The organism is Clostridium saudiense (genome assembly GCF_000577815.1).
GTDB classification, from domain to species: domain Bacteria; phylum Bacillota; class Clostridia; order Clostridiales; family Clostridiaceae; genus Clostridium; species Clostridium saudiense.
This window is the reverse complement of the sequence record NZ_CBYM010000033.1, coordinates 1-18408: the sequence shown is the minus strand read 5'-3', so window position 1 is coordinate 18408 and position 18408 is coordinate 1. Positions and strand designations below refer to the sequence as shown.

Below are 18408 nucleotides of genomic sequence, written 5' to 3'. Positions count from 1 at the left end.
AATATATCCCATTAACTAATACATAATTGAAAAGTGACAAGCTGTGAAATTATTCTCACAACTTGCCACTTATCATTTATCACTTGTTACTTGGAACTTTCCTCCCCTGTAACATGTTATTTATAATTTAAAATTTTATTTATTCGTCGCTCTTACCAACACCAGAAAGAACTAATCCTTTATTATGATCTAAAGCCCAGTTAATTCCCCAGTCATTTTGGAATATAATAAGGTCTCTATCCTTAAAGTCTTTAACTCTCTTAGCATCAGAAGTTAAGTTTAATCTATCAATATCTCCATCGTAGCTTTCAATCCATCTTACATATCTAAATGCAAGTCTATCCATCTTGATATCAACATTGTATTCATTCTTAAGTCTATATTCAAGAACTTCAAATTGAAGTACACCTACAACCCCAACTATTATTTCTTCCATACCAACATGGTTTTCTTTAAATACTTGAATTGCACCTTCTTGAGCTATTTGAGTAACACCTTTAACGAATTGTTTTCTCTTCATAGTGTCAACTGGTCTAACTCTGGCAAAGTGTTCTGGAGCAAATGTTGGAATTCCTTCAAACTTAAACTTTTTGCTTGGTGAACATAAAGTATCTCCAATTGAGAATATACCTGGGTCAAATACCCCGATAATATCCCCAGCATATGCTTCTTCAACAATTTCTCTGTTTTCAGCCATGAATTGTTGAGGTTGAGCAAGCTTTAATTTCTTTCCGCCTTGCATGTGGAATACTTCTTCACCCTTAGTGAATTTACCAGAACAAATTCTCATGAATGCAATTCTATCTCTATGAGCCTTGTTCATATTTGCTTGAATCTTAAATACAAAAGCAGAGAACTTATCATCAAATGGATCAATTTCTCCAATATTTGAGTTTCTAGCAAGTGGTGATGTAGTCATTTCTAAGAAATGCTCTAAGAATGGCTCAACACCAAAGTTAGTTAAAGCTGATCCGAAGAATACAGGAGTTAATTCCCCAACTCTAACCTTTTCCATATCAAGCTCATCACCAGCAATATCAAGAAGTTCAATATCTTCCATTAATTTATCATGAAGTGCTTCACCTAATATTTCTCTGAACTTTTCATCATCAACAGAACCTTCAATAGCTTCAACTTCTGTAGAACCGTGATTTCCACCATTGAATGCTATGATTCTTTGATTTTGTCTATCATAAACACCTTTGAAGTCTTTACCTGAACCAATTGGCCAATTCATTGGATAAGTTTTAATTCCAAGCTCAGCTTCAATATCTTCTAATAATCCAAATGGATCTTGAGCTTCTCTATCCATCTTATTGATAAATGTGAATATTGGCATTTCTCTTAATGAACAAACGTGGAATAACTTTCTTGTTTGGTCTTCCACCCCTTTAGCAGCATCAACTACCATTACAGCAGAGTCAGCAGCCATAAGAGTTCTATATGTATCTTCTGAGAAGTCTTGGTGCCCAGGAGTATCTAGAATGTTTATGCAGTGTCCTGCATAATTAAATTGCATTACTGATGAAGTAACAGAAATACCTCTTTGCTTTTCTATTTCCATCCAGTCAGAAACAGCATGTGTTGATGCTTTTCTTGCTTTTACTGAACCTGCAAGTCTAATTGCTCCTCCGTATAATAGGAACTTTTCTGTTAATGTTGTTTTACCAGCATCAGGGTGAGAAATAATTGCAAATGTTCTTCTCTTTTTTATCTCATTTATGTAATCAGCCAATTTTATGTCCTCCTAAAATTATTTATATATAAATTTAAATAAAATTTCTTTATCTTAACTTTTTTAATAAAAAGAATCTTAAATTCCCTTAGTCGTTGAATACACGGTATGTAACTTTAACTGACTAAATTGAAATTTTGGATTTCCGTCAAGTTCGACTAACCAAATTACCAGATAGGTAACTTCTACTTACTAAATCTAAGATTTAGAGTATCAATTGAAATTTGGAGTATTCACTTTAAAGGAAACTCGACTCCTTTCAGTCGCTGAGTAAGTTCGACTAACCAAATTGAAATTTGGAGTCTCACTTAACTTAATTATTATATACTTTTTTCTCTCATAATACAAACTAATCCTTTTAAAATTTAATGTTATATTTTTTCAATTTCACAAATATTTTAATATAGGCAATATTATATTTTAAGGAGGGAAGTACTAATGAAAATTTGCTCTCATTGTGGATTTAAATTATTGGATAATCAGAGGTATTGTCCAAAATGTGGTTTACCTATAACTACAAGTAATAATCAAGATAAAGCTAACCTTTCTCATGACGAAAACATAGAAAATACTGCAAGAATAGAAATACCAAACTTTGATGAAAAAGAACATAACAAGAAACCTGTAATTATAGTTTCTTCAATAGCAATAGGAATTTCTCTTTTATGTGTTATTTTAGTTGTATTATTAATTTATAATCAAAATAAAACCAAAGTTAATACCGATAATATAGATACTATTAATCCAGTAGATACTATAAACAATACCGATGGAAATGATACTGATGACGATGATATTAATAGTATTGATAATGATAACACTGAAAAAATAGATGAAACTATTATCATTGAAAATACGGATGAAACTAATAATCAAGGTAATACTGATAATACAGTTAATAATGATGATACTAGTAACGAAAATAAAACTATTATTAACTCTGAAGATTCTAGCACAGTAGATTCTTATATAAAAAAATATGCAGACAGAGATTTTATATTACCTCAAAGCAAGACTAAAAAATTAACTTATTCAAATTTAAATTCTCTTTCTGTAGAAGAATTATTTATTGCTCGTAATGAAATGTTTGCAAGGTATGGCTATGTATTTGATGATAATTCTAATCTTGCTAAATTCTTTGAGAGTAAAGAATGGTATTCATCTAACTCCAATTATTCCGGTGATCTTCATTCAGAAATTGAAGAAGATAATTGTAAATTAATTAGAACAGTAGAATTTATAAAATTATCTCATGATTCATGTGCAGATATAACTTCTGATTACGTTTTTCCAAATAGTTCTTCTTCACTATTATCAAGTAGTGATATTTCATCAAAAAATAACTGGGAAATTATTATTGCTATAAATGAAATATATGCTAGATATGGTTATAGCTTTTCATCAACTGAGCTAAATAACTACTTTGAAAACAAATCCTGGTATAATAATACTCATTCTAATGATATAACATTAAACGATATTGAAGATAATAATTTAAAACTTCTTGCAGAAGAAAGGGAACGTCGAACTAAAAATGTATTAATGCATGATTTAGGGAAATAAATATATCCTCTTTCTCGCTAAGGCTATCTACTATCCTTTATAGTACATCTAAACTTATATAATTAAACATAAAAAAGGACATGACTCAAAATATCATGTCCCTTTTATGTTTAATGAAGTAAACCTTACAACTTTATTCACTTCATTCTCATGATCCACCACTATTTCAACTATTTGAATCCTTATTGTTCATTTTATTTATCCTTTCTGATATGCCATCAATAATCTTAGTATTTTCCTCATTAAACGATAAATCTACAATTATCTCCCCCTTCTTATCTATAGATTCACCAAAAATACTTTTTTTTAATTTTCCCTTTGCAGAATCATTAATACCATTTTCAAAAGCCTCCAACGCTTCACCTGCTGTTAGCTTTTCACCCTTTATAATAGAATCAATCCCTTCTTCAACTACAGCTGCTCCACCGTCTATTAAAATATCTGTGGCTTCATTATTGCCAGCCTTCCCCTTTAATACATCCTTAACTAATTTTGATGTTGAATTCTTGGCTCCTTTTCCTGCTCCTTTAAGAAAATCATCTGCAACTTCTAAACCACTATCATCACTTTTAAGCGCTTCCTCCGCTCCAGATTTAATTGAATCTTTTAAAACATTTTTACCTGAATCAATTATCTTTTTCTTAAATGCAGGCTTAATTTTTGAAATACTACCGGCAGCGGTTTTTACTGTTGTTTCTGTTCCTACTTCTGCGGCCATTTCTGCCGCAGTATTTGAAGCTGCTTTTTGAGCTGCTCTTTTGGCTAAGGTTGTTCCTACTCCTTTTCCAATAAAGGCACCTGTTATTGCTCCTGAAATTGCTCCTTTCATGAAGCCATCTGCAAATCCATCCATAAAGTCTTTTCCATCTTTTTCAATTTTAATACCACTAATTATTCCCTTTGCAGTTCCCATAGCCCCCGCTCCTACAGCAGCTCCAATCGCCATTGCTGAACCTCCAGTGACTACTACTGCAATAGCTGCTCCAACAACAACAGCTCCACCTACAGCTATCTTAAACCATTTACTTGTATACCATTTTTCATCTTTTTTATTTTTTTTATTTTTATCTATACTGTTTTCACTTTTACCATAAACTGATACAAACAAAAATCCTAATGATTTTAAATTTTCCTCAAATTCCTTACTTAACTTTGTCAGTGATCTTTCTGCATTTTCGTAACTGGTTGCAACAAATAACAATAAGTAATTAATTTTACCTATTCTATCTTCAACCATTGATATTCTCATTTTAATGTTACTTATGGAGTTTGATATATTACTTTTACACTTTACCTCATAATCAAGTTGTTTTTTTATTTTATCTAAACTATCATTTTTTCTATCTAGCTCTTTCATGAGCCTTTCTAATTCATTTGCTTTAGCCCTAATACTATTTGTATCTATTAATATATCCATATCATTTCCTACCAACTACATCCACCATTTTTATCAAACGAATTATTTTCTAGTTCTTTTGAAACACTAACAATAATTTCGCCTAAACTTTCAAGTTCATTTCCTATACTATTAAGTTCTTCTCTTATACTATATATTTCTCTTATTATGGCTGAAGTTTCTATACTTCTGTACTTGCTAGGTATAATATCCGTTACTCTTTCACATTTAATTCCTATCCCTTTAATTTCATTTCCCAATTCTGAAACTTTTCTTCCATTGTTTATATTTCTTATATTATCAAACATTATAAACAATCACCCCAATTAAACATTAGTAGCTAATTAAAACATTTGAACTTACTTATATAAAACCTTCCCTCTAAGTATTCATATAAATATTGTATTAGATACTAATTTAACAATGCTTACACCCAAATTACCTTATTAAACTTTTAGTGTAGAAATTTCCACATTTATTTTTTATATAATTGCCCCTTATTAACACTACTCGCCTTATTACTTATTGCTTATTACTTTATTTATTACTTCTTATTTAATTACTTACTTTAGTTGCTCATTTTTACTATCTGCTTTATTTATTGCTTTAATTGCTTCTTTTAAACTTTTAACTTAGCTACTATTTTAACTACTTTTAAGCTTATAGATTAGTCTTTTTAATCTTTTAATTTAAATTTTTAGCCTAATTTATTTTTTAGATTATTTACTTTTATTACTTAACTTAAATCTCTTAATTTAAATTAAAATTTTTCAAATTGAATTAACTTAAATTTTCTTCAACAAATCTTTTTTCTTCTTCATCTTCATATCCTAAGTAATAAACTTTATCTATTTGATCATGATTAAATAAATACATAAACTCTTCATTTATGTTCCCTTCTGGATATAAACAAGCTAAATAGTCCCATTCTTCACCAGTTTCAACATGCATTTGCTTTCTACCATAAATAATTATTTTCTTTCTTCCATTTTTCAATAAAACTACTGAGCCAATAGGCAAATATTTATCCACCAAACATCCCCTCATTTCTAATTATTACTCAAATGCACTTGCATTATTATTAATACTTGATTCAGTTGTTGAGTAAGCTTCAACAGTATTTTCTAAAAATGTTCCATAAGAATCTATTATATTCTTATAATTTTCAAACTTAGCTTCTAATTTATTAAAATTTGCCCTTATTGTAGTTGAACTCTCACTCTGCCAACTAGACTCTAATGAATTCATTTCCCTCTTTATTTCATTTAACCTTGTTACTATTTGAGTATTTAATGATTTTATATTTCTTGCTGTTTCCAAAACTTGTTCTAAGCTAATACTAATTCCTTCTATAGCCATTTTAATAACCTCTCTTTATTTATTTGTTAAAGTTTTTGCTTTACTTATTACTTCATCTTGGGTACTCTTATATACTTTTGCACTTTGTCTTAAAAAAGAAGAATATTCATCTAATACCTGCTTGATTTTATTTAAATCCTCTCTAAATCCTTCAATTTGAGTTGTATAAGCAATATTATCTGCCCCTTGCCATGCTTTCCCCATTGCTTCCACCTCTGTAAATAGTTGTTGATATAACTTTGAATAATCAGATGCTTGCTCTTCTATCTTACTTGCAACTAATTCTAATTTAGTTGGATCAACCATAATTTTTGCCATATATAGCCACCCCTTCATATCTATAAGATTTATATATATTAATATCATTAAACCTATTAATTAATGATATTAGATATCATTATTAACTGTATCTTATAACAACATTAAATTGTCCCCATTCTTAATATTTAACTGCCTAGCTGACATATTTATATTTAATATATTTCCGGTTTTTCTTTCATATAAAATTGAATCATCACCTGAAATAAATAATCCGTTAGATAATTCACTTAGCATTTTAGAAACTAAGGGTGTTATCTCATAAAACTTTGAATCCAATGGTATATAAACTTCAAAACTTCTATTAATAGCAGGTAAAAATATATCTATTAGAACTTTATCCATAACTATTCCCCCTGTATATTATTAATACTTGTAAGTAGCTTAGTTAACTTAGCCTTGCTATCATTTATTACATAACCAAAGTCATCTCCAATATCTGAATACATTTCTTTAGAAATCTTATTGAGTTTTAAATGATATTGTTCTGAAATACCATTTCCTATCCAAATTCCATTATTTAATGAAACATGCTTACTAAACCACTCTTCATATACAAATGAATTTAAATTATTAATATCTTCAATTATGATAAAGTTTATATTATATTCCACCTTACCATTTAACATAAATACATTAACTTTATCTTTTCCATCTGCTGATAGATATTTATAAAATTCACTAAATGAATTGATTATACATTTTATATTTTTATACTTTAAAGCTTTAATGCTGACTTCCTCTTGTCTATTAAGACTCTCTCTTTTCACCTTATTACTTTCATATTCTTTTACCCTCTTACTTACATTCTCTTTTATTTTATTACTTACATCCTCTTTTAGTTTATTATTTCTACATTCCTTTGAATTTTTAATAGCTTTATGTCTCTCTACTAATGTGTTAAATAATTCAACTGCTATATCTTCAAATTGAGAAGAATCATTAATATATCTATATTTCTTATTATCATCATCAATAAAAGAATTAATTGCATCTATCACTATTACTTCATCTTTCTCTATAGATTCATATTGCTTCTTTATAATTTCTTCTGCTTTATTTACAATTATTGAATCTTTTTCTATAGGTTTATATCCAATCTTTATACTATCATCTACATCATTTATCTCTACATCATTTATCTCTAATGTTACCTTATCATTGCTGTTTGCTATTATTACATTACTGTTACTTGGCATTATTTCATTTATAGCTTCTTCTCCTTCTTTATATCTACAATCTATGCAATTTGACATAACTTCTGCTAAACCTTGACCAAAGCTATTTTTACTTTGATCTTGTGATAAAACTACCGTTATAAATTCTTTATCAAAATCATAATATAAAGTTTTTAATGTACTCTTTTCTATTCCAATTGGAACCTTATTAAATTGATTTACTTCATTTACTTGATTTCTTGCTATTTCATCTTTAAAGAATATTAAATCAACTTTTTTAGGTAATACAGGAATCTTCTTTGCTACTTTACCATTCCATTCCTTGCTATATTTATTGCAATATCTTCTTATTAATTCAAATGTATTATCTAAATCTTTAAAAGGAAGTGCTATTTGGAATTCATATACATTATCAACTTTAAATATACCTCTTCCCTTATATTTTGCTGGAATAACGCCATCAGTTTGCCCAAGTATCGATACATATTCACTATTATCATTAAGTTGTAGTGAATATACGTATTTAAAATTTTCAGCTAATTTATATCTTATTCCATTTATATTTGGTACAGTTGTAACAAAATAAATTCCATACTTTGTACATTCTCTTATTAAATAAGCTAACTTGTCTGATAACTCTTCATAGGCTTCAGTAAATGCTGTAATATTATTTATAATTATTAATAATGCTTCTATAGTACTGCCACTATTTTTTATATATGAATTATAATCTCCACCAAATTCAACAAATAATTTCTTTCTTTTTTCTATTTCTGAATATAATATTTTGAATAAATTATTTATCTTTTCATTTTCGTAAGATAATAAAACTTCTCCAACATGAGGTGCTTTTTCAAATACTCTTAATATTTCAGATCCAAAATCTAAAATATAAATATTAATCTCTTCAGGGCTATGTCCCTCAAGTAACGAATAAATAATAGTTGTAATAAATGTAGTTTTACCACTACCTGAAGCTCCATAAATAATTACATTACCATCTTTACAAATAGGTATTGTCATTGCATATTGAGATTGTGTTACAGGATCATCATACTCTCCAACTACAGGATTAAACTTATACTTAATATCTTTAATGTTGTATTTATTTTTTATGTCATCTAAATAAATTACCGATTTTATTGGTTCAAGCCATATTGGTCTTGCTTTTATATTTTCTTCATCTGCAATTTTGATAATATATTTTACTATTTCGTCTATTTGCTTTGGAGGATTTTTGATAGATTTTGCTTTTTTATCTATCTTTGTACTTCTTAATACTCTTCCTATATTATCTATAACAGTTATATTTTCATTTTTATCAGCTTCAAATTTATTAGTTGGATAATATGGAGCTCCTGACCACGCTGATTGTCCCATTTCAAATAATTCATTAAAACCTACTTGCAAGTAGAATCTACCTGTTTCAGCTATCTCAGCAGCATCTGGCCTTTTTATTACATCCATACTATCCGCTTTTTCTTGAACCTTTAAACAAACTCTAAATCTAGAATTACTCCAAATTTGATCATCAACAACACCTGCTGGTTTTTGTGTTGCAAGAATTAAATGAACTCCTAAACTTCTACCTATTCTGGCTGCACTTATAAGTTGCTCCATAAATTCAGGCTGTTGAACTTTAAGCTCTGCAAATTCATCAGATATAATAAATAAATGTGATAACGGTTCATTAACCTTACCTTCTCTATATAATTTTTGATACTTATATATATCAATATTACTTATTTGAGTTTGCTTACTTGCTTTATAAAATATAGATTGCCTCCTTTTTAATTCACTTTCTATAGATATTAATGAACGCTTAACTGCTGCTCCATCCAAATTTGTTATTGTTCCAGAAATATGTGGCAAGTTTGTAAAAGCATTTGCCATCCCTCCACCTTTATAATCAATTAAAATAAATGCAACCTCATCTGGATGATAGTTAATTGCTAAAGAAAGTATAAATGTCATTATAAATTCACTTTTACCAGACCCAGTCATTCCAGCAATTAACCCATGTGGTCCATGAAACTTTTCATGTAAATCTAATTTAAACACTTCTCCCATAGTGTCCACTCCAACTTCAGTTTCAATTGTTTTAGTAGGATCATTTTCCTGCCATCTTTCTAATATATTGAGATGTTCTATTTTCCCCACCTTAAACATCTCTAAGAATGTTATCATTTCTGGCAATGTATTTTTGTTTTTTTCTTCATTAAGATTAATATTAGATAATTCCTTTGCTAACTTCTCATAATCCGAATCCCTATCAATCTCCATGTTAAATTCTATATATTTTCCCGTAATGTCATCTTTATCATATATTTGAGCTACTGTATCCGTAACCTCTATAACTGTAGAACATTCCTTAGGTAAACTTCTTATTTCATCATATAAACTAACTATACTAAATCCTAAATTTTCATTTTCCTCTAATATTGATTTAATAAATTCAGCTCTTATTTCTAAACCTTTACTCATAGAAAATATAATATAATGAGGTATTATCTTCTCTTTTCCATGAGAATTACTCGTCTTTCTTTGGATTATTAATTTTTCTATACTAAGCGATATTTCCTTTACATCCTTTATGTTTGTACATATAAATCTAATACTCTTATCTTCATTCCATGAATGTGGAAGCCACCTTGCAAATGCCCAATCCGTTTCCTCTTCTTCATCATACAAAAATATAAATTTTAACTGATCATAACCTTGAAGTGTTGCTAATTGAAATATTAATGATTTAATAAAAAACTTTGCACTTTCTCTATCTCCAATTATTCCACTTGCCTTTTCCTCAAGTAATGATATTGTAATTGGTACTGATTGCAGAATTTTAGGTTCATCAATTAATCTATATAATTCATCTTATAATTTATCATCTTGTAATGAAAACTTCTTTTCTTGATATTTAAAATCTGCTTCCAATGGTATGTTTCCTACTCCAAGTCTCACTTTAGCAAAATCATTATGCTCAATTATTCTTTCCCAAATATTTATGTCTCTATTTGATATCATTTCGATGCATTCATAAATTGAAATATTGTTAGCATATAATATTCTCCTTTGCTTCTCAGCTTCTTCTTGAATATCATTTCTTATTTTTTCTATATATTTTTTATATTTTTCTTCCCTTATTTTTTCTTTACTTAAATTCTTCTTCTTTTCATGTCTCTTTGTCAAAACTGGCCATAAAACTGTACCAATTATCATACTAAAAGACATTAAAATCATAGGTAAAGCCTCTTTAATATCTCCATCATTGCTTATAACATTTTGAACTGAAACTATACTTGTAATAAGACTTGCCATTCCCATAGTAATAGCTGGTCCTAACATATACATTACTGGTACATCTTCAACCTTTTCTGATGGTGGTGGTGAATCTATCTTGAACTCTCTTTTCTTTATGTCATTTTTAAATCTTGGTGACCTAAAAAATATATCCTCTTCTATAACTTCCTCTTCAATTTCATCTAATATGTCTTCAGCCATATTTTTTGTTACAGGTCTTTTAATTAAAGTAAAATCTATTTCATCAATAGTAACAGAATTATTAGGATTATTAATTGATAATATATTTCCGTTATATATTATTTTTAATCCCATTATATAAACTACATCGCCTATTAAAAGCCTTTTCTCCGTCACCTTTTCTCCATTTACATAGACCCCGTTATCACTGCTATTATCTATAATTACTGCTTCACTATAATTTTTACTATATTTTATATAGCAGTGATTTTCAGAAACTAATTTGCTTCTAAAAAGTATATTAGATTCTTTAGATGTTCCTATTTTTATTATATCTGTATTTACTTTATATGATTTAAATCTATGAGTTTCATCACACTCATCTAAGGCAATTAAAGAAGCAAATGTAGAATCTTTTTTGAATATTTTATATATGTTTGATGGCTGTAATTTTATTTTTACTAATAAATTATCTTGATTATCTTTTAAGAATGCATTTTTATTTGACTTTAAAACCCATTTTCCCTCTTCTTCTTCAACAATAATTAGTGGCTTTAATTTCTCCTCATCATCTTTAGTATTTATTATGTATTTTCCAGCCACTTTTTTAGGAAGTACATAATCAAAGCTTTTATTATTATCAATTAAAGTTACTAGCAAACTCATTTCCCCCCTTTTTTATAATCTATATTTGCATTCATCCTAAAAAATGACCTTTAATATTAATTTTTTAAGAAAATATAATAGGCTTATTAGAAAAAATTACAATAAATAAAGCTTTTTAGGAATAATATTGATTAAAAACTCTTATATATTAAATTTGAATTATTTTTTATGTAATAAAGTTAAAAGCTATTTTAAAAATTGATATAAAAAACTTTATCAATTTCAAAATAGCTCTATATGATAATAATTTTAATTTTTAAAGGATTTTAACTTTATATATTTTAATTTAATAGTTAAGTTGTTAAAATAACTTATTTCATTTATATACATTACGTTATAATTTATTAATTATAATATTTATTAAGCAAGGTTAGCTATAATACATTTACTCACATAGGGGTCTGTTATATCAAAATGTTGTTAACAACATTTTGATATAACAGACCTCTATACTAATTAATCATTATACTATTGACTAGATAATCTATGGATTGTATAATAATGACTCGTCCCTATAAAATAGTTTTTAAGAATAACATACCACAAATAAACTATTATTAAAATAATAATAGTTTAAATCGAAAAATTATCCACAGGCACTAGAAAACAATTCACACAAAATCATTTCTATATGTGGATTATTAAAATTTTATACTATTCTCTTATATTTTTCAAAATTTATCCACACCAATGTTATTTTTATCCACATATTTAATCCCATATTTGTTAATATTGTTCTTATTTTTGGAATTAATCCAATATTTTATAACTACATGTATATTCTTTAAATATATCATTATAAATAACGCATTTCTAAATTATAATTATACCGATATAACCTTTGCTTTTATGTTATTCCATGATGAATATGTATTAATTTCTGCTTTTATATTAATATCAATGTTAGACGTTTTTATAAAAAAACTATCTTTTCTATCTTCACTATTATTTTTATATTCAAAAACTCTCCAACTCAAATAATGATCTAAATACTTACTGGCTACCCCTTTAAATTTGCTAAGCCATTTTTTAACTTTAATAGAGTACATAATATCCATCCTTGAAATATTTTCATTATCCAACTTTCTCTTATTAATTTCATTAAACGCTTTAGAAAATAATTTAAGTCTAGAATCTGTATATCCAACTACATAAGCATGCTTATCTAATCTAGGTATGAGATTATCTCTTATTTCATAAAATCCAAAAAAAGATCTTCCAGCAATTATAGGAAGAACATCATTATAATTATTTAATGCATTTATAACTATAATTTTATCTCTTTTCTCACCATGATATTTTCTATCCCCCTTAAAATTTTCAAGTGTAACCATCTTTGTTAGCTCAACATATGAACCAATCTTTGCAATGTAATTTCGTTCTTTTAAATCATTTAAAAATCTATGTCTCCAGAAAAAAGATGTCACTATAGTTATATTCATTTTCTTTGCACACTCTCTTAAAGATAGCCCCTTAGTAATAAGATTGAAATATTCTTCCCAGTTATCCTTAAACTTTTTAGAACATCTAAATGGATTATTACTATCACCACTAAATGTTCTTCCACATTCATCGTTATTGCATTTATATCTTTGGATTCCCTTATAAAATCCAAACTTGATAATCTTATTACTATCACAATAAGGACATTTTTTATTATTGTTTTCGTTCCCCTTAATAACATTAAATTTGGAATTTATATTTGTTACACTTTCCGGAGCATTTTTTATTAAGATTTTATATCTCTCATACATAATTCATCACCATTTGTGATTATTACCTTCTATTTCTCTTAATAAACATAATCATTATAAATTTTTACTTTTTATATAATTCCAAAATTATAATTTATTTAATACTTAATCTTAGAATTCTCTATTAAATAAACTTGTATAATTTTTTATTGATAAATAAAGCTAGAAATAAAAACACCACTATGATTAATCTAAATCTCTAGTTAATCATAGTGGCACTTATCTTTATCTAATCTAATTCAGCTTTTCCTGTATATAATTGATAGTATCTTCCACCTTGTTCTAATAAAGAATCGTGGTCTCCTCTTTCAATTATTTCACCATGTTCAAGAACCATGATTGCTTTAGAATTCTTAATAGTAGAAAGTCTATGAGCAATTACGAAAACAGTTCTTCCTTCCATAAGCTTATCCATACCTTCTGCAATAAGTTTTTCTGTTCTAGTATCGATTGAACTTGTCGCTTCATCCATTATTAAAACTGGAGGATTAGCAATTGCAGCTCTGGCAATAGCAAGTAACTGTCTTTGTCCTTGTGATAATCCTTCACCATCACCAGTAATTACTGTATCATATCCATGTGGTAAATGCTTAATGAATGTATGAGCATTTGCAAGCTTAGCAGCTGCTTTAACTTCTTCATCAGTTGCATATAAATTACCATATCTGATATTATCAGCAATTGTTCCAGTAAATAGATGCGTATCTTGAAGAACTATTCCAAGTGATCTTCTTAAATCGTCCTTCTTAATATCCTTAATATCAATTCCATCATAAGTTATTGTTCCTGAATTGATTTCATAGAATCTATTTATTAAGTTAGTAATTGTTGTTTTACCTGCACCAGTTGAACCAACAAATGCAATTTTTTGACCTGGCTTAGCAAATAAACTTATATCTTTTAATACAGTTTTTTCTTCATTATATCCAAATACTACATTCTTGAATCTAACATCACCAGTAAGCTCTTTTAATATAGGTTCATCAGTTAATTCCACTGCTGTTTCTAATCTTGAATCTGATATATCATTAACACCAGAAACTGTTGCAGCCATTTCTAATGCTGATTCACCATATTCACTGTTATTCATCTTAGCAACAACTGAAGCTGGAACCTTCCAAGCCCAGTGTCCTGTATATTTTTCAGTTTCAACTAAAGTTCCATCTTCTTTAACTTCAACTCTAGTTAAAGTAACCTTACCATCATCAACTTCAACTTCTTCATCTAAAGCTGTAAATATTCTTTCAGCACCAGCAAGGGCTGCTAATATCATATTTACTTGTTGAGATACTTGTGCTATAGGATTTGAAACTTGTTTTGTATATTGTAAATATGACACTAATGACCCAATATCAAAACCACCTGCTATTGTCATTAAACCACCAATACAACAAGTTACAGCATAATTCATGTGAGAAAGATTACCTAGCATTGGCATCATGTATCCACCAAATGTTTGAGCTCCAGTTGAAGCAACTCTTAACTCTTCATTATGCTTCTTGAAATCTTCAATTGCTTCTTCTTCATGACAGAATACTTTAATAACTTTTTGTCCTTCTATCATTTCTTCAACGTAACCATTTAATTTACCAATATTCTTTTGTTGTAATCCAAAGTAATATTTACTCTTAGCACCAACTTTACTTATAACAAATACCATTACAGCTAAGAATGTTATTGTTATTAGTATTAACACTGGACTTAAAACAGCCATCATTACTATTGTTCCAATGAATGTAAGTCCTGAAGCTAAAATATTTGTTAAACTATTATTTAAAGCTTCACCAATATTATCTATATCATTAGTATATAAACTCATTAAGTCACCATGAGTATTTCTATCAAAGTACTTAATAGGTAATTCTTGCATCTTATTAAATAAATCTGTTCTTATATTACTAATAGTGTTCTGACCTATATGAACCATAATTCTTGAATATCCATAAGAGGCAAGGGCACCAATTCCAAATATAGTTCCTAGTAGTGCTAACATCTTAGCTAGTCCAGTAAAATCACCTGGTAATATATAATTATTTACTAATGGCTTTAAGAAATATGATCCTGCAACCATTGCAAATGAATTTATAACTATTAATATTATAACTAAAGCTAATAATGCTTTATATCTTCCAACATAATGCATTAAAGTTTTTATTGTTTTTCCTATATTCTTAGGCTTTTGAGGTCCTGGTTTTTTGCCACCTTTTCCAGGTGCACCGTGTGATCCTTGCCCTTGAGAATTATTGCTTTCTTGTCTTGGCATTTCATTCTTATTCTTACTCACGTAAACCCACCCCTTCCTGTTGAGATTTGTATACATCCTTATAAATTTCACTATTTTCCATTAACTCTTCATGAGTACCAATTGCACTTATCTTACCATCATCCATAACGATAATCTTATCTGCAGTAGCAACTGAGTTAACTCTTTGAGCAATTATAATCTTTGTTGTATCTTTTAAATCATTAGCAAATGCCGCTCTAATCTTTGCATCAGTAGCAGTATCAACAGCACTTGTACTATCATCTAAGATTAATACCTTAGGTTGCTTTAATATTGCTCTAGCTATACAAAGTCTTTGTTTTTGTCCACCAGATACATTAACTCCACCTTGTTCTAAGTGCATATCATATTTTCCTGGAAGTATATTAATAAATTCATCAGCACATGCAGATGTTGCTGCAGCTTCAATTTCAGCATCTGTAGCATTTTCATTACCCCACATAAGGTTTTCTTTAATAGTTCCAGAGAATAATGTATTCTTTTGAAGAACCATTGCAACTTCATTTCTTAAAGTTTCAATATGGTAGTCTTTAACATTAACTCCTCCAACATAAACCTCACCTTCAGTTGCATCATAAAGTCTTGGAATAAGTTGAACTAAGCTCGTCTTACCTGAACCTGTGCTACCAATAATACCAACTGTTTCACCAGATTTAATCTTAATGTTAATTCCTTCTAAGTTGTTTTCATCACTATCATCTTCATACTTAAAGTTAACATTTCTAAATTCAATTTCTCCACTCTTAACTTCAGTTATAGGTGAAGCTGGATCCTTAATATCTGATTCTTCTTCTAAAACTTCAATAATACGTGTTGCAGATGCAACTGATCTTGAAAGCATCATAAGAACCATAGAAAGCATCATAAGAGACATTAGTATTTGGAAAGAATAAGTCATGAAGCTTGTAAGCTTACCTACAGTTAATGTTCCTGCATGAACCATATTTCCACCAAACCAAAGAATACCTATAATACTAGCAAATACAACAGCTTGCATAATTGGCATGTTTAAAACAACTATACCAAAAGCACCTTCAGAAGCTTGTAATAATTCATCATTACTCTTCTTAAATTTCTCTTTTTCCTTATTACGTCTTACAAAAGATTTAACAACTCTAATCCCAATTAGATTTTCTTGTACAGTAGTATTTAAGTTATCAATCTTCTTTTGCATAGCTTCAAATCTTGGCTTAACATTTTTGATGATTAATCCAATTGAAATTATAAGAACTGGCATAGATACTAAGAAAATCATTGCTAGTTGTGGACTAATTGCAACAGATAAAATACATGCAACAATAAGCATCATAGGCGCTCTAACTAAGAGCTTAATACCCATTGTTAATGAATTTTGTATCATTGTAATATCAGTAGTCAGTCTTGTTATTAAAGATGCAGTACTGAACTTTTCAATATTCTTGAAAGAATAAGTTTGTATTTTTTCATACTCAGCTTGTCTAAGTTCTGCACCAAATCCTTGTCCTGCTATAGCTGAAAATTTTGATAATCCAATACCAAAACTTAAAGAAATAGCTGCCATTACAAGCATTAATAATCCCATTTTTATTGTATATCCTGTATCCCCAGTAGAAATCCCAACGTCTACTATTTGTGCCATTACTAATGGGATTAATAATTCAAAAGTAGCTTCTAATGCCGCACATAAAACACCTAATATTAATGGTGTCTTATATTTTTTCATATAAGGAGCTAATTTTTTAATCATATATTTCACCTCTTTATAATAATTTTTTAATTTTTATATAAACACTATCTGCCGATTTGTTATGCGATAACTTTTTTATTACATTAACTTAAAATCCGCATTGATGTTATTAACATTTGAAAATATAGCTATTTCTAAACATTATCAATAATTTAACAATACATAGTTAGCTATATATACACTTAAAAATAAGAGGATTTTACTCCTCCATATTCTTTAATGCTCTATATAATAAATCTTTAAACATTTTTACTTCTTCATCAGTCATTCCTTTAGATAGTTGCTTTTCAATATTGTTTGCACCAAACTTAAAGCTTTTACATATAACTTCTTTTCCTTTTTCAGTTACATGAAGACATTTATATCTAGCATCTTGTTCACTTGGAACCCTTGCTATCATTTCTTTTTCTTCTAGTCGTTTTACTATGCCTGTTACAGTAGGATTCGTTAATTTCAAACACTTTTCAATATCCTTTTGAAATACATCTCTTTGACTTTCGTTTCTATCTATAAAACATATAATCTCATGTTGTACTCCTGTTAAATTGAATTCCGCAAGGTTTTTATTAATTTTATTACTAATTTTCCCATTTAGAAATTTAATCATTAATCCAATATGTTCTTTAGGATCAAAGTTATGCATTTTTTTATCCTCCTCAATACATAGCATACTATGTATTCTATCATTGCTATTTTTTATAGTCAAGCTATTAAAACATATAAAAAGATTACAAATAAGCTTACTCATTGCAATGTAATTGATTACTACTATCATTTTTTCATTTTCAAAGAAATATAATACTTTTCTACACTTACTCACATATAAATCACTTTCTAACACTTATAACTGAAATTAAAATCTATTTCTTTTTTATGCTATAGTTCTTATATTTAACCCAAATTCTATATTCCATATTTACTTATTATTATATTTAGTAAAAAACTATAT

Annotated in this window: 14 protein-coding genes; 1 reads left to right on the top strand and 13 read right to left on the bottom strand. The window is 28.1% G+C overall.

Features of this window, described 5'->3' with window-relative positions; all coding sequences use genetic code 11:
- Positions 1 to 139: 139 nt before the first annotated feature.
- Positions 140 to 1735 (bottom strand): peptide chain release factor 3, encoded by a 1596-nt coding sequence (locus TY07_RS13495; protein ID WP_042401005.1) that lies wholly within the window; start codon positions 1733 to 1735, stop codon positions 140 to 142.
- Positions 1736 to 2173: 438 nt separating this feature from the next.
- Here TY07_RS13495 and TY07_RS13490 point away from each other — a divergent pair, with 438 nt between their 5' ends.
- Positions 2174 to 3298 (top strand): YARHG domain-containing protein, encoded by a 1125-nt coding sequence (locus TY07_RS13490; protein WP_042401002.1) that lies wholly within the window; start codon positions 2174 to 2176, stop codon positions 3296 to 3298.
- A 166-nt stretch (positions 3299 to 3464) separates the two neighbouring features.
- Here the strand turns inward: TY07_RS13490 and TY07_RS13485 are convergent, their stop codons facing one another.
- The 12 genes from TY07_RS13485 to TY07_RS13435 form a co-directional block, all read right to left on the bottom strand.
- Positions 3465 to 4730: a hypothetical protein gene (locus TY07_RS13485; protein WP_042401000.1), complete on the bottom strand. Its 1266-nt coding sequence runs from the start codon at positions 4728 to 4730 to the stop codon at positions 3465 to 3467.
- Entirely contained in the window at positions 4724 to 5002 is a 279-nt protein-coding gene (locus TY07_RS13480; protein WP_042400998.1) for a hypothetical protein, read from the bottom strand. Before TY07_RS13480 ends, TY07_RS13485 begins: the two co-directional genes overlap by 7 nt.
- A gap of 472 nt (positions 5003 to 5474) precedes the next feature.
- Complete coding sequence (locus tag TY07_RS13475) at positions 5475 to 5726, bottom strand: DUF4176 domain-containing protein (protein ID WP_078061379.1); 252 nt, start codon at positions 5724 to 5726, stop codon at positions 5475 to 5477.
- Positions 5727 to 5750: 24 nt separating this feature from the next.
- Positions 5751 to 6053: a pore-forming ESAT-6 family protein gene (locus TY07_RS13470; RefSeq protein WP_042400994.1), complete on the bottom strand. Its 303-nt coding sequence runs from the start codon at positions 6051 to 6053 to the stop codon at positions 5751 to 5753.
- A gap of 15 nt (positions 6054 to 6068) precedes the next feature.
- Entirely contained in the window at positions 6069 to 6371 is a 303-nt protein-coding gene (locus tag TY07_RS13465; protein ID WP_042400992.1) for a WXG100 family type VII secretion target, read from the bottom strand.
- Positions 6372 to 6464: 93 nt separating this feature from the next.
- Positions 6465 to 6716: a hypothetical protein gene (locus TY07_RS13460; RefSeq protein WP_042400990.1), complete on the bottom strand. Its 252-nt coding sequence runs from the start codon at positions 6714 to 6716 to the stop codon at positions 6465 to 6467.
- Positions 6717 to 6718: 2 nt separating this feature from the next.
- Positions 6719 to 10405, bottom strand: coding sequence for a type VII secretion protein EssC (essC, locus tag TY07_RS17430; RefSeq protein ID WP_078061378.1), 3687 nt, complete (start codon positions 10403 to 10405; stop codon positions 6719 to 6721).
- An 18-nt stretch (positions 10406 to 10423) separates the two neighbouring features.
- On the bottom strand, positions 10424 to 11695 hold the full coding sequence (locus tag TY07_RS17425) for an FHA domain-containing protein (protein WP_055291893.1): 1272 nt from the start codon (positions 11693 to 11695) through the stop codon (positions 10424 to 10426).
- Positions 11696 to 12519: 824 nt separating this feature from the next.
- Entirely contained in the window at positions 12520 to 13449 is a 930-nt protein-coding gene (locus TY07_RS13450; protein ID WP_042400987.1) for an IS1/IS1595 family N-terminal zinc-binding domain-containing protein, read from the bottom strand.
- A gap of 229 nt (positions 13450 to 13678) precedes the next feature.
- Entirely contained in the window at positions 13679 to 15712 is a 2034-nt protein-coding gene (locus TY07_RS13445) for an ABC transporter ATP-binding protein (RefSeq protein ID WP_074431763.1), read from the bottom strand.
- 13 nt (positions 15713 to 15725) lie between these two features.
- Positions 15726 to 17459: an ABC transporter ATP-binding protein gene (locus tag TY07_RS13440; RefSeq protein WP_042400984.1), complete on the bottom strand. Its 1734-nt coding sequence runs from the start codon at positions 17457 to 17459 to the stop codon at positions 15726 to 15728.
- 199 nt (positions 17460 to 17658) lie between these two features.
- Complete coding sequence (locus tag TY07_RS13435; protein ID WP_042400980.1) at positions 17659 to 18102, bottom strand: MarR family winged helix-turn-helix transcriptional regulator; 444 nt, start codon at positions 18100 to 18102, stop codon at positions 17659 to 17661.
- Between the last annotated feature and the right edge of the window lie 306 nt (positions 18103 to 18408).

Coding starts and splice junctions, on each gene's coding strand:
- TY07_RS13490 (WP_042401002.1), top strand. CDS start 2,174: ATGAAAATTTGCTCTCATTGTGGATTTAAATTATTGGATAATCAGAGG.
- TY07_RS13480 (WP_042400998.1), bottom strand. CDS start 5,002: ATGTTTGATAATATAAGAAATATAAACAATGGAAGAAAAGTTTCAGAA.
- TY07_RS13470 (WP_042400994.1), bottom strand. CDS start 6,053: ATGGCTATAGAAGGAATTAGTATTAGCTTAGAACAAGTTTTGGAAACA.
- TY07_RS13465 (WP_042400992.1), bottom strand. CDS start 6,371: ATGGCAAAAATTATGGTTGATCCAACTAAATTAGAATTAGTTGCAAGT.
- TY07_RS13460 (WP_042400990.1), bottom strand. CDS start 6,716: ATGGATAAAGTTCTAATAGATATATTTTTACCTGCTATTAATAGAAGT.
- TY07_RS17425 (WP_055291893.1), bottom strand. CDS start 11,695: ATGAGTTTGCTAGTAACTTTAATTGATAATAATAAAAGCTTTGATTAT.
- TY07_RS13450 (WP_042400987.1), bottom strand. CDS start 13,449: ATGTATGAGAGATATAAAATCTTAATAAAAAATGCTCCGGAAAGTGTA.
- TY07_RS13445 (WP_074431763.1), bottom strand. CDS start 15,712: ATGCCAAGACAAGAAAGCAATAATTCTCAAGGGCAAGGATCACACGGT.
- TY07_RS13440 (WP_042400984.1), bottom strand. CDS start 17,459: ATGATTAAAAAATTAGCTCCTTATATGAAAAAATATAAGACACCATTA.
- TY07_RS13435 (WP_042400980.1), bottom strand. CDS start 18,102: ATGCATAACTTTGATCCTAAAGAACATATTGGATTAATGATTAAATTT.